Genomic DNA, 12,818 nt, shown 5'->3' on the forward strand with positions numbered 1-12,818 from the left:
GGTCAGTTTTGTATACGGATTCAGGATCCCAAGACACCCACGACCTTCTCTTCACTTCTACTATATAAAAAATAGTAGTGCGAACCAATGCCTTGGTCTGCACTACTAATCTTAGTATGTTTTGTATAGCTTCATATAGGGGGAGCACCAAACATCCATCAACTTAAGGTGTAATTTTGTATAAAATAGAAAACTTGTAATATTATGGTCGTGGCATCAAGATCTCCAAGATTGGAGAAGTCCAACAGCTAGCAAGATTTCGAGGCATATAACAAAAGGTGTTAAACCTGGAAATATCATTCTACTTCATGATTGGAATGGTAGCGAATTTTCCCAGACATCTCAAACTGTTGAAGCATCAGAAAGCATCATGAAGTATTTAAACAACAATGGATATACATGTGTCACAGTATCTGAAATGCTCTATCGTTCCAAAAAAAGAATTCCTCCTTTTTTGATCCTTGTTATCAGTAAATTTGGATTTATTTCCTACGTGTTTAAAACTTTACAGTACTGGGGACAAAATATTAAAGAAATTCAATTAAAAAAATAGTGGTACATTAGATATTAAAGATATCATGATGAAAATAGACTATACTGTAAACGATTTAAAACAAAATAACACTACAGAAGATTTTGGTAAACATATTAAAGTACAATTTCTTTTGGATTGGGATTATGCGAAAAGCCCTGTATACGAGACAACTCTTGCAGAACTAAAATCACAAAGCCCAGAGATTGCCTCCAAAAAAGTATTTCATTCTAAGTGGACTGAAACAAGGGGATTAAAACCTGGGAAAATGGATTGGTTTTGGATAAAGTTTGTATTTGAAGACAACGGCACAGATCAGAACGTGTTCCAAGGGGATAGTATTGCGCTAAACATGGAGTTCCAAGCCAATCAAACAGATGGACAAGAAAGATAAATTTAACAGCATATTACTGGTAAAAAGTAAAACTGAGCTTATACCTTTTAAGTATTTAAAATGAAAAACAAAAAGGACTTGTAGGAATCTCTACAAGTTCTTTTTCAGATAATGTATAAAAGATGAGTCAACATAGATTAATCTTAGTATATTTTTTAACATATTGAAGATGCAGACTCAATCATATATAGTGATTGAGTCTGCACCTTCAATTTTTTGTTTCTCTTTTTTATGAATATATTTTTGTACATATGCGTTTTATATAGTAATTTCTAATGATAAGGAAGTAAATAAATTGAATACAAAAAAAACTTACTAATACAACAATTGAGCTTTGAATAACGGACATTTCCCTACTTATGGTTTGTCCTAATTGATGCAAAGTTAGAAATGCAAAACTGCTGTGAATCATAGCTACTACAATGGGTAAGAAAAATAATATCATCATTTGTGTTGTTATAATTTTCTTTAACTCTTTTTGACTTAAACCTAATTTTGAAATCATTTGATACTGCTCTTGATCACGTTTTAAATCAGTAAATAGACGGAAATATAAAAAACTTATTGCAAATGCAAAGAATACAACTCCCACCAATATACTTGTAATAGAAAGTAATCCATTTTGTTGTTTTAGTTCAAGCCATTTCAAACTCAAAGATGAAAAAGTATAAGAATCGCCTAATTTCGTACCAACTGATTTCATAAGATTTTTTGAGACTGCAGTTGTTTCAGGCCAATTTTTTATAATAAAACCGTATATAGTGTAATTTTGCAAGATACCAACATCTACAGTTTTAATATTTAGGACTTCATTGTAAACAGCATCAGAGATAATAACAGTTTTAGCAAGCATCTCTTTTAACTCTGGGACAGTTAATGTTTTTTGAACAGTAACTGGTACTTCTAGTTCACCATGCCTTAACACAAAAGGTTTTAGGTCCTCTACACTTTTGTGTTTTTTCATTGGTAGTATAACGATACTTTCATTTTCATTTGTTAATTTTTCTATTTCATATCCTAGTGTTTTAGCATATTCATTATACGTAGAAAGATTAATTAATCTAATGTCATTCTGTGTTATTTTAAATTTTGCTGTTGCAAGTTTATAAGAAAATCCAGATTCTTTTAATTGTTTTTTTATCTCTTCAATATGAGATTTTTCTAGTGGATTTCCCCAATCTGATCTATAGGTAAATGCAAATGGGGTCTCATTTTTTGCTAATTCAGGATTTCCGATAGCTGTACAAGCTCCAATTGCTGTAAAAGATACCGCAGATATAATTGTAACCATAAAGAACGTTCTCGCATTATCTTTCATTCGGAATGCTAATTCTGAAATAACAAGGAGGTTGGTTCTTTTAAAGAATGTAGTTTCTCTATTTTTCAAATTGTATATCACATATATACAAAATTGATGAAAGAAAATATAAGTTCCAAATATAATAAGCGTGACCCCTAATCCAACGATCAGTAATACTTCATTCCCACTCATATAATTAATTGCGATTGCATCGATACTGTGGTGGACAGAAGTGTAGCCTGCTCCAATTAAGATTATAGCCAACAAAGATAGCCAAGCAGACACTTCAGGTTCAGGTTCAGGTTTTGGCTTTTCTTCTGATTTTATGAGTTCTACAAGCTCTTTCATTTTCACCATTTTTGATGTAAACAAAGAAATAAGTAGAAATAAGATAAAAAAGGACAGAGCTGTTACTCCAATAGCCTTTAATGGAAAATAAAATGGTAACCTATGCTCTACTGCCAATAAAGACCCACTAACTAGTAAAAATAATTTAGAAAAAATCATTCCAAGTCCAATACCCACTAGTATAGAAGGGATTCCAATCAACATGTTTTCGAAAAAAATTAATCGATGAAACTGTTTATGAGACATTCCATGTAACATTAATAATCCAAACTCTTTTGTTCTATTTTTTAAAAATGCGCTAGCAGAATAGAAAATAAATAAGAAAGAGAAAACAAAAATTAAGGAATACGATAGTTGAAATCCTATTTTCCCAAATGTGCTCATTATAGTACTTACATGAGTCAGTTCACCTTTTAGATTTGGATGAAAGAAAAGTAGACCATAAGTAAAGAAAATCATTACCGCAAATATGCTACTAAAAAAATACCCAAGATATATTCGTTTATTCCGTATAACATTATTCAATGCTAGCTGTCGAAAAGTCATTTTTATTCCCTCCTAACATAGAAAGACTGTCCATAATATTTTTATAAAGTAATGGACAATTGTCATTGTGGCAAATTTCATTATATAACTGTCCATCATTGTTTCCTTTTCTTCTATATTTAATTGTGTTAATATCTCCATTACATCTTGAGAGAGTTTAGTATCCAAATTCCCTGTTAGCTCATCGGTAGAATTAATTTAGGGGAATGAATGGGTGCACAGACAATCGCTGTTCGCTGTGCTTGTCCTCCTGATATTTCATATCCTCGTTTATTTATTCTTTTCACATTCAGGTCATCTAATACGAGCGGAAGAACCATATTCCCTTTTACTGTTAATGTATGCATGAGATTGGCTTATAAATGCAGTTTCGTCTATTATGGGTACACCCTAAGCATCCATCTATTAGCTACTGAAAACACTTTGTTCCAACTGTATGATTAGGATGTATGATAATCAGTTGAAAAGTGGTAAAGAAATCCGTAATCACAAGTACGTTTAGAAAAGAATGTATGAATTATATTCAAAATTACATATATCTCGGCCGTACCCGTGTCTGCGAAATAAAGCTAAATTATTGGTAGAAAGTTAATACGGATTTTTACTATTAATATACTCCCTGATGTTGGCAAATCAATAGTAGAAATCATATTCAATAACGTTGTTCTTCCACTACAAGAAAGGTCCATAATCCCAACAAATTCTCTTCTATGATTGTTAAATTTACATTTAAAAGTGCTGTATGCGAAGCTTTACCTGTGTATTCTTTACTAAGATCTTTTACTTTTACTATATTTATAGGATAAATCCCCCCAAAATTTACAAACTAAAAATGAGAGTTGATAGATGATGTCCCCTTCTCTTTAAATCGTTTCCGTACCCTTGCATGCACTATACAAACAAAGGCGAAGTCTTCCAAAACAGACTCCGCCTTTCCCATGTATCATGGGTTACAACCAGTACTAGTAGCTTCATAATATTTCCTCAACCTATTTCCTTGCGGAAATAGGTTGAGACCAAATATCTTCTTCATTATCATTTACATGTACCTCAAAGACATATATAGGTTGAGAGAAACCTTTTGTATCAGTGTAGTAATCTATATTATATTTTGTAATTAATAATGTATCACCTGCATTGAAAGATCCTATAGGTTCAAATTCTCCTTGTTTCAGTTTTTGAAATGCTTCCTTTGGAGAAAGAATTTTAACATCTCGAACAGGTGATTTTTTAGTAACGGAATCTTTGTAAACAGGTTTTTTTTCCCCTTCTTCTTTTAACTCTATTGATGTTTTTATCGTAACGTGAGACATATCTATTTTTGTATTGGGATCAATAGGCATATTTCCAAATTCCTTCATATGGTACGAAATAATTATTCCAAATGCAATGAGAATTACTGTAATGGGAAGGAATAAATATTTCATCATCTGTGCATGCGTTTCTTTTTTCTTCAATAATATAAGAACTATGTTTAACACAGAATACCCTAGCATCATTCCTAAAATATTATGAAGTAAATCAACAAGTTCCATACTTCCACGTTGCATTGTAAATTCAAGTATTTCAATTAATAAACTTGCTATAATTGAGATCATTAACATCCATTTTGTTTTTTGAAAAACCTTACTAAATAAAGGGAATAAAATTCCTAAAGGAAAAAGCATACCTATATTCACAATGATATGGAAAAAGGAAGTAAATGAAAATGTATTCCATGCTTTTTTATAAACACTAAGTACATCAAAATCAATGGTTCTTGCATAAGCTATATCATCTGAACGACCAAATGAAGTAGCTGATAATGCAAGAGAATAATATCCTATTATTAATATCAATAATATAATTTGTTGTACGGTAAACTTTTTTTCACCTTTACATACCTTTTTGTATACTACAAAATAGCTAAAAATAAGTATGAGAAGGAATAAAAATGTGAGTTGTATCGTAGGAATTGCAAAACTAACGAATAGTTCGGAAATAATGTTCATTTTACACCTCTGTGTTTTTTATTTTTTTCCGACAGAAGACTCTTTCCAAAAAATGTGAGGGTGTGCAACACTAATTTTAGGTTGAAGATGAATGTCGGTTGGCCTAAGTCAATCTGTTCGCCACTATATACTGGTACAAATCATTCTTCAACGTTCTATGGCTCCACGCTTGTCAAAGTTGTGACAAGAAAGCTAAAGTAGAAATTGGGATAAATCAACGTACAAAATACTTATGTTCTCACCGCAGGGACTATAGGTAGAGCCTGCTAAGATAACTGGTGGATACATCGGTGTTCTCAGGAATCGCCTATTTCCAACAGTCCATTAGGTTCCGTGTTGGGTAGTTTAAATAATATTCTAGATAAAAATAACGAAGTATCGTTACATCTAGTAATTATTAATCCAGAATTATACCGTATCCATGTGGTTCTCTCTAATTGATGTATACTTAACGGAATCATCTTTTCTAAAGGTGATAACTTCATCAAATTTTTCAATTGAATTTTAATGCAGTACTGCTCCTGCGACAAAACCTTAATGGAAAGACATAAAAATCAACTAGATTCGCAACACATTTTTTCATGAGTGTTTCTGTTATTCATTATAGTAGTAAGATTTTTTTTCTCATATTGAATTTCCTTTCATTTTACTTACACGCTTGTAATGTTTCTGAAAATACAGTCTATAAGATTATAGCAGTGGTTCTTTTTTGGGGAGATAGCGAAGAGGGAATTTTCATTTGCACTTTACTATACCGAACTAGATTTCGTTATAGTTTTTATTAGTAATTCATTGTATCTTCTTTACCAGACACGTATAAAAATCAATATTATGAAAGTAAACTACTGGATAAAAGTTTCCTTTCATTTTTGGAAACACTTAAAACTAAATTTGCAATAAATTTCTCAATATAGATATAGATGTTATATATGGTTTTTATATCGAAAATTAACAAAAAATATAATACTATAAAAAATAAGCTGGTTTCTGTCACTTGTTTTTCCCTTACGCTAAAGATAAAATCCTATTGCCGGATCTTATCTTTTTAATTTTGAATTTTTGATACAAAATAGAATCCTTATTATAAGGGGCAGCACCACATCGCTATCAAGCTAAAATTATATAAATTTAATTTTAGGCGAGATTGTTTCATTAAAAAAACATTTACAACTAAATTTGTAATAAATTTCTCAATATAGATATGAATATTACACATGATTTTTCTATTAAAAATTAACAAGAGATATTGTAATAAAAATATGATGGTTATCCTTTGGTTTACTCCTTGGCCAAAGATAAGTGTATGCTCGCCGATCCTATCTTTTTTTATTTTTTATGTAAAAAAATCCTTATCATAAGGAAATCCGTCAACAAAACGCGATTTTCGTATATTATTAAGACCTAAATTAATAGATGCTTAAAATTAAAAGGCCTACACATATTATATAATACTAATATGTGTAGGCCAGCATTGTTTTGTTTATGTTCTCTTTATAGTAACTTGTCCCTCTTGATTTTTTTCTTGATCCCATTCCCTTTATTTTTTCTTCCTTCTTTAAAGAACAAAGGGAATATTCTACGAATGGATTTCTGCATAGAAAGATTATAAACTTCATTGATATTCAACCAAACAGCTTTTCCTTCTGGCGAATTTTTTAGTAAATCCCCCTTAAAGTCTTTTGTAAAATAGTTAAATATCATATCTTGGTCTTTGACGATTGAATTAACATATTCATAAAGTCCTTTATAAACAGGATTGCTAACTTCAAGACCAGTTTCTTCTTTAACTTCTCTAATGGCACTATCAACAATACTTTCCGGAAATTCTAAAACTCATTACTAAAAACAAAGTATCGTACGGAACATTAAACACCGTTTATGGGTTATAGTACTACTCCATTTATTATTTCCAAATCCATTTAGAATGTTTAATAAATGGGGCAGATTATGGTGATATTCCGTATAAATAATACCATTACATTAATGTTCTTTCGGAAGTACAATTCCTTTATACAATTGAACTGTAATCAAGTAGTAAATCGAGTAAATTACTACGAAAATAATAATTGGTAGCCAAATACGAAAGTAAGGATCAGCCAAAAGAACGCTGAACATGTTCATACCAACCAATACGTGAACAATACCCAAAATTGCTGGGACTAAAAATATAAAGAATAACTCCTTAAAAATCGATTTTATTAATAACTCACGACGAACACCGATTTTACGAAGCATTTGATAACGTGCTACATCTTTTGATGCTCCCGACAGAACTTTAAACATTAAGCAGCTTGCCATCATTGCTAAAAATGCAATTCCAACGAAGAAACCCATAAACATTAGTCCGCTGGCAAAATCATGACTCATAATATATTTTTGATACTTACTATCCAATTCTTCCGCTTTCACATTTTTATATTTTGCTATCTGTAATTCATCAAGTTTTTTCCATTCTTTTATGTATGATCCAAAATCATCTGTTTTCCCTATAAACACAGTACTTTCTTTACCCTTCAACCCATCGTATATGTTTTGTTCTACAATTTTGATTTCATAATGAGGATACATATAATTTGGCTGGATCGTTCTGAAAGCCTGAATCCATTGTTTTGTGTCGATTTCTCCTTTAACCCATTTTATTGAAAATGCACCAATTGGTATTTCCTCTGAAACTTTCTCTATTTTCATACCTTGCAAGAAAGGGCGATTTTTTTCTACATCTTCTTTAAGATAATAAACATACCTATCATCAACTTTGTAATGGTATTCAAATTTTTCTTGAAATAAGATACCACCCAAAATTGTCTTTTCTTCCGCAGTTGGATTATGAATGACTGAATCGTAAATTCGCATTTGATCTGTCATGTTTATAATGTTGTTTTTAAATGCCATACCACAAGCAATTCCACCAGCACCAAGAGCCACTAAAATTGCTACTGTTGCAAGCACATTTGTTAGACTATTAATGCGGAAATTTAATTGTGCAAAAGTAAAAGCATTGAGGCCTTTTTCACTACGTTTTTTATTACTCTTTAGCTTGTTAATCATAACCGGGAGAAGGGATCCAAATATAAGGTAAGTACCAGCGGTTGCTGAGATTAATCCAACGGCCATTAATCCCAAAGCAATTAGCGAATTTGCATATGACATATAGATCAGTGATGCATAACCAATACCTAATAAAAGAATACCAAGGAATGCAACTACAACGGTCATTTTTCCTTTTACGGCGACACGTTCTGTTTGTGCATCTGCATGTACAAGTTGCAGTACAGAAATACGCGATAATTTCATACTATTCATAATTGCTGATAAGAAAAATAGTGCAAAGAAGAAGGTACAAGTAATAGCTATAGATGGTAGATAAAATGCTTTATAACCTTCACCAGCAAACTCAAGTTGTTTCATTAATAGCTGACCGATACCTCCTGCAAGTCCTACACCAACTGCAATACCGATCGCAAGAGACGCAGCGCCTAATACGATTGTTTCGATAAACATAAGTAAGGTAACTTTATACTTTTTTGCTCCTAACATCATATACATACCAAATTCTTTTTGACGAAGAGCTGATAAGAAAGAGTTTGCATATAAAATATAGAAAAATGTGGTGACCGCTAATAAAAAGGAACCAATTTTAAATACAGACACAATATCCCTAATAGAAGAATTAGATTCAAGGAACGTTTTATTGGATGCTAGAGTTTGAAACATATAAAAAGTTGAAATAGAGACAATCAGACCAACAAGTAATACAATATAATCTTGCAACTTACTTTTTAGGCCTGACATAGAAAGCTTAAATAACATGATTGAACTTCCTTCCTTACGCTTTTTGTGTGCCTAAGTCTGCAAGCACGTCTAAAATTTCTTTATAGAATTTTCCACGGGTACCACCACGATGAATTTCTTTATATAACTCACCATCTTGAATGAATAAAATACGCTGACAGTAGCTTGCACTGTAAGGATCATGCGTAACCATCATAATGGATACACCTTGCTCTTTATTTAAGCTTGTCATGGCATCAAGTAAACTCGTTGCATTTTTAGAATCTAGAGCTCCAGTCGGCTCGTCCCCTAAAATAATTGCTGGCTCATGTACTAAAGCGCGAGCTGCCGCGGAACGTTGTTTCTGTCCACCAGATACTTCAGATGGATACTTTTGAAGGATTGCTGAAATGCTTAACATATCAGCTACTTTTTCTACTTTCTGTCCAATATTTCGTGATGAAACACCTTGAAGGGAAAGTGGAAGAGCGATGTTTTCGTAAATAGTTAAGTTCTCCAATAAGTTAAAGTCTTGGAAAATGAATCCTAACTTTTGTGAACGGAAATCAGAAAGCTCACCTTGTTTCATTTTCGTAATATCTGTTCCTGCAATTTCAACAATTCCGCCCGTTGCTTTATCTAACGTTGAAATTACATTTAATAATGTCGTTTTTCCAGAACCAGATGGTCCCATAATTCCGACAAACTCACCCTCTTGAATTGAGAATGAAACACCTTTTAACGCATTTGATTGGTTCTCACCTTTTTTACCGTACACTTTTTGGACGTTTTTCACATCTACAACTGGTTTTGTCATATATATCCTCCTATGTTTGTTTTTTCATTTCTTTAAAATAAGTCGCTATTCATATTTGCTACTAACAAAATAGTCATGTTGCATCTACCTTTTCTATAAGGCTGTTACGATGTATCCAATCGAAAGCCGTAAAGAAAATTTTTTTAATTTCTCCACTCCCCTCTTTGCTCTGAGTACATACATGATAAACTATGAAAATTAGGAAACACCCTGAAAAATCCTTAAAAATTCTTAAGTTTTATAAAAAAAAGCTTATGGAACCTGTAATTCCATAAGCCAATCTATTTGATTGGATGTTCAACAATAAAGGATATCCAACCTTCTTTATATTCTGCATGTATATTACCATGATGAAGTTCAACAATTCTTTTTGAGATAGCAAGTCCCAGTCCATTTCCTTGATCATTTTTTCTTGCCTTATCACCCCTGAAAAATCTTTCAAATAATTTATTAGGGTCGCTAACAGGCGGCTTCTCGACTTTATTTGATACTTTCAAAATTGCTTTGTTACCTATTAATTCAAGACATACGGATAATTCGGAAGGTTTCATGCTGAACTTTATCGCATTCATAAACAAATTTTCATATACACGTACCATTTTTTCTACATCCATGAAAATAGGTATTGTTTCTTCCGTTATTGATTTTTGAACAATTAAACTTTCCTTTTCAAATATAGGAATGTATTCTCCAACTATTTGCTCCAACAAACCTGATAAATCAACTTCATTAAAGTTTAACTTAGCATCGATGCCTGATAAACGAGTATATTCAAACAGTTCATCAATTAAATATTTCAATCTCTTTGATTTTAAATACGTGGTTTCAAGGTATTCCTGTAATTGTGTTTCACTGTTGTATTGCCCTCTTTTTAATAAATCTATATAACCAATAATAGATGTCAACGGTGTGCGTAAGTCATGAGATACGTTCGTTATGAGTTCATTTTTTGTACGTTCTAATCGTCTTTCCTGTTCAAATGTATGCTCCAATTCCTTGGACATATAGTTGATATTTTGGGCAAGTTGGGTCAATTCGTCCTTCCCCTTAATCCCTATTGTCAGACCTAGTTTTCCATTTGCAATATCATTTACATTATCTGAAATGAACTTCAAATATACTATTTTCTTTCGAACCAATATCAAAAAAAGTATGATAAAGGTAAAGATTGCGAACGCGAATAAAAACAACAATGCCAATTTGAATTCAAACATACCAAACTCTTCGTATTTTACAAATAACGGATCTATAACGTATGCCAAAATGAGAATTGTTAAACCAATTGAAATAAAAAAACTAACTGCAACAGCACCAAGAAGTTTTATAATGATCTTATTTTTAAAACTAACATTCTTCATATTTTATATCCAATTCCCCACACAGTTTTAATATAAATGGGATTTTTAGAATCCTCTTCTATTTTGTCTCTTATTTTTGTGATATGCACCATGACAGTATTGTCTGATTTATAAAAAACCTCTTCCCAAACTGCTTCATATATTTTTGCTACACTCATGACAATCCCTTTGTTGCGGGCAAGTAGTTCTAAAATAGCAAACTCTTTTGGAGTTAATCTTGTTTCTTTTCCTCTTACCCATACTTGACGTGTATCTGTATTCACGGTTAAGTCACCAATTTCTAGAATGCTTTTATTATGTCCTATTGATGAATTGTATTTTTTAAACCTTCTTAATTGGGATTTTACCCTAGCGATTAATTCCAATGGGTTAAACGGTTTTGATAAATAATCGTCTGCACCAGAGGCTAGCCCCTGAATTTTGTCTATATCCTCAGATTTTGCAGATAGCATGATGATAGGTATATTGCGGTCTTCCCTAATCTTCATACACGCTTCAATACCATCCATATTAGGCATCATAATATCTAAAATAATCAAATCAAACTCCTTTTCTTCTAACAGTTGTAAAGCTTCCATAGCATCTTCTGCCTTTTGAGTTTTCAGGTCTTCATTTTCCAAATAAGCAGAGATAAGATTTCTAATTTCTTTATCATCATCGACAATAAGAATTTTTGATTCCATATGATTCCTCCATATTTTTTCTCGTATAAAACAGCTAAAGACATAAGCAGGTGAGACATTTGTATCTTCTTTTTTTCTTAAGCTTGCAAATGAAAGACAAGAAATAACATACTGTATATACGTAATATCGTTCTCCCTAATATATTGTTCAATATTTGCTACTGATCCATATACAATTAATAAGTTCCCTTTTTCTTTTAATTTTGCTTTTAGTAAAATTAAAAATTTCTTATTATTTTCTACTAATAAAATAATTGTCTTGAGATTTCTTCTTTTAATTAATTTTTCTGTGAATACACCTGTACTCAGTCCATATTTGACAATATAATTTACTTTCTTCAAATCAATTCCTTCAATTTTTTTGTCTCCATGAAACCTTGAACTTGGAATATCTGCATCAACTGATTTTTGGTACATTATATATAAAAATAAGAAAGCGAATTGTTTTCATACCTAGTCATCCTACAGGTTTGAACTCATAATCATACTCTAGAGTCCAAAACTTAAGAAAAAGGGGTAAAAGTTCTTAAGAATTCTTAAGCTTTCTACAACATTTTATCATAAGAATATATGACAACTCTTAAAATGTTAGCGGTATCTCCAATAACACTTACTATTCGTCAATCCGAAGAACAAAAAGAACTTGTAGGAATTCCTACAAGTTCTTTTTCAGATAATGTAAAAAAGTTAAAGTAAACTATCTCATAATTTGAATCGGAGCAAACACTATAACTACGGGTTGATTATATTATATACAAAATCTTAACGTATGCACTTTTAATATTTGAAAATTTCGCTAATTTAAAATAGGAGAATAAATAACGGTCTTAACCCCTGAAAATCCTAATTTATCATTTTGAACCTGTCTCTTATACACATTGACGCTGCCGACGACGGAGAGAGTGTAGATCTCGGTGGGCGCCGTAAGCTTCAAAAAAAGATGATGTAGCAGCGTGAACAATCAGGCGACAGCCCACTCAGCTAACGCATTTAAATTAAGAACGTCTAACGGGCCAAACGACATCAGCACTATAATCGAGCGACAGACAATAGTACGTCATGTCAAGCGTACAACGTT

8 protein-coding genes and 4 pseudogenes are annotated in these 12,818 nt (G+C 31.8%); 3 read left to right on the forward strand and 9 right to left on the reverse strand.

Going from position 1 to position 12,818, the window contains the following annotated elements; translation table 11 throughout:
• Window positions 1–184: 184 nt before the first annotated feature.
• Window positions 185–474: pseudogene (locus D1166_RS32240) on the forward strand (polysaccharide deacetylase family protein); the annotation flags it as partial.
• A 38-nt stretch (window positions 475–512) separates the two neighbouring features.
• Window positions 513–926 (forward strand): annotated as a pseudogene (locus D1166_RS30470) (TasA family protein); the annotation flags it as partial.
• Window positions 927–1,155: 229 nt separating this feature from the next.
• Here the strand turns inward: D1166_RS30470 and D1166_RS30475 are convergent.
• The 9 genes and pseudogenes from D1166_RS30475 to D1166_RS30515 all read right to left on the reverse strand — a co-directional run bounded on the left by D1166_RS30475 (window position 1,156) and on the right by D1166_RS30515 (window position 11,740).
• On the reverse strand, window positions 1,156–3,120 hold the full coding sequence (locus tag D1166_RS30475) for an FtsX-like permease family protein (RefSeq protein ID WP_118043541.1): 1,965 nt from the start codon (window positions 3,118–3,120) through the stop codon (window positions 1,156–1,158).
• Window positions 3,092–3,473 (reverse strand): annotated as a pseudogene (locus D1166_RS32050) (ATP-binding cassette domain-containing protein); the annotation flags it as partial. The gene D1166_RS30475 and the pseudogene D1166_RS32050, both read right to left, overlap by 29 nt.
• A gap of 238 nt (window positions 3,474–3,711) precedes the next feature.
• Window positions 3,712–3,919, reverse strand: a pseudogene (locus tag D1166_RS32055) (bacitracin ABC transporter ATP-binding protein); the annotation flags it as partial.
• Window positions 3,920–4,109: 190 nt separating this feature from the next.
• Window positions 4,110–5,111 carry a VanZ family protein gene (locus tag D1166_RS30490; RefSeq protein ID WP_097855907.1) on the reverse strand — a complete coding sequence of 334 codons (1,002 nt, stop codon included), beginning with the start codon at window positions 5,109–5,111 and terminating at the stop codon, window positions 4,110–4,112.
• Window positions 5,112–6,602: 1,491 nt separating this feature from the next.
• Complete coding sequence (locus D1166_RS30495) at window positions 6,603–6,923, reverse strand: NUDIX domain-containing protein (protein WP_306302922.1); 321 nt, start codon at window positions 6,921–6,923, stop codon at window positions 6,603–6,605.
• Between the two features lie 168 nt (window positions 6,924–7,091).
• Entirely contained in the window at window positions 7,092–8,921 is a 1,830-nt protein-coding gene (locus tag D1166_RS30500; protein ID WP_098213353.1) for an ABC transporter permease, read from the reverse strand.
• A gap of 16 nt (window positions 8,922–8,937) precedes the next feature.
• Window positions 8,938–9,699: an ABC transporter ATP-binding protein gene (locus tag D1166_RS30505; protein WP_087948265.1), complete on the reverse strand. Its 762-nt coding sequence runs from the start codon at window positions 9,697–9,699 to the stop codon at window positions 8,938–8,940.
• 281 nt (window positions 9,700–9,980) lie between these two features.
• Window positions 9,981–11,057 (reverse strand): sensor histidine kinase, encoded by a 1,077-nt coding sequence (locus D1166_RS30510; RefSeq protein WP_087948266.1) that lies wholly within the window; start codon window positions 11,055–11,057, stop codon window positions 9,981–9,983.
• Window positions 11,054–11,740, reverse strand: a complete 687-nt coding sequence (locus D1166_RS30515; RefSeq protein WP_097855924.1) for a response regulator transcription factor — start codon at window positions 11,738–11,740, stop codon at window positions 11,054–11,056. The genes D1166_RS30510 and D1166_RS30515 overlap by 4 nt, the downstream gene beginning before the upstream one ends.
• A gap of 570 nt (window positions 11,741–12,310) precedes the next feature.
• Here D1166_RS30515 and D1166_RS32060 point away from each other — a divergent pair.
• Window positions 12,311–12,436 carry a hypothetical protein gene (locus D1166_RS32060; protein ID WP_255422659.1) on the forward strand — a complete coding sequence of 42 codons (126 nt, stop codon included), beginning with the start codon at window positions 12,311–12,313 and terminating at the stop codon, window positions 12,434–12,436.
• The last annotated feature ends 382 nt before the right edge of the window (window positions 12,437–12,818 follow it).

The organism is Bacillus sp. ISO11 (genome assembly GCF_003458115.1).
Taxonomy (GTDB): Bacteria; Bacillota; Bacilli; order Bacillales; family Bacillaceae_G; genus Bacillus_A; species Bacillus_A cereus.

Bases quoted from the DNA above. Each gene is read 5' to 3' on its own strand.
- D1166_RS30475 (WP_118043541.1), bottom strand. From the start codon at position 3,120: ATGACTTTTCGACAGCTAGCATTGAATAATGTTATACGGAATAAACGA.
- D1166_RS30490 (WP_097855907.1), bottom strand. From the start codon at position 5,111: ATGAACATTATTTCCGAACTATTCGTTAGTTTTGCAATTCCTACGATA.
- D1166_RS30500 (WP_098213353.1), bottom strand. From the start codon at position 8,921: ATGTTATTTAAGCTTTCTATGTCAGGCCTAAAAAGTAAGTTGCAAGAT.
- D1166_RS30505 (WP_087948265.1), bottom strand. From the start codon at position 9,699: ATGACAAAACCAGTTGTAGATGTGAAAAACGTCCAAAAAGTGTACGGT.
- D1166_RS30510 (WP_087948266.1), bottom strand. From the start codon at position 11,057: ATGAAGAATGTTAGTTTTAAAAATAAGATCATTATAAAACTTCTTGGT.
- D1166_RS30515 (WP_097855924.1), bottom strand. From the start codon at position 11,740: ATGGAATCAAAAATTCTTATTGTCGATGATGATAAAGAAATTAGAAAT.
- D1166_RS32060 (WP_255422659.1), top strand. From the start codon at position 12,311: ATGACAACTCTTAAAATGTTAGCGGTATCTCCAATAACACTTACTATT.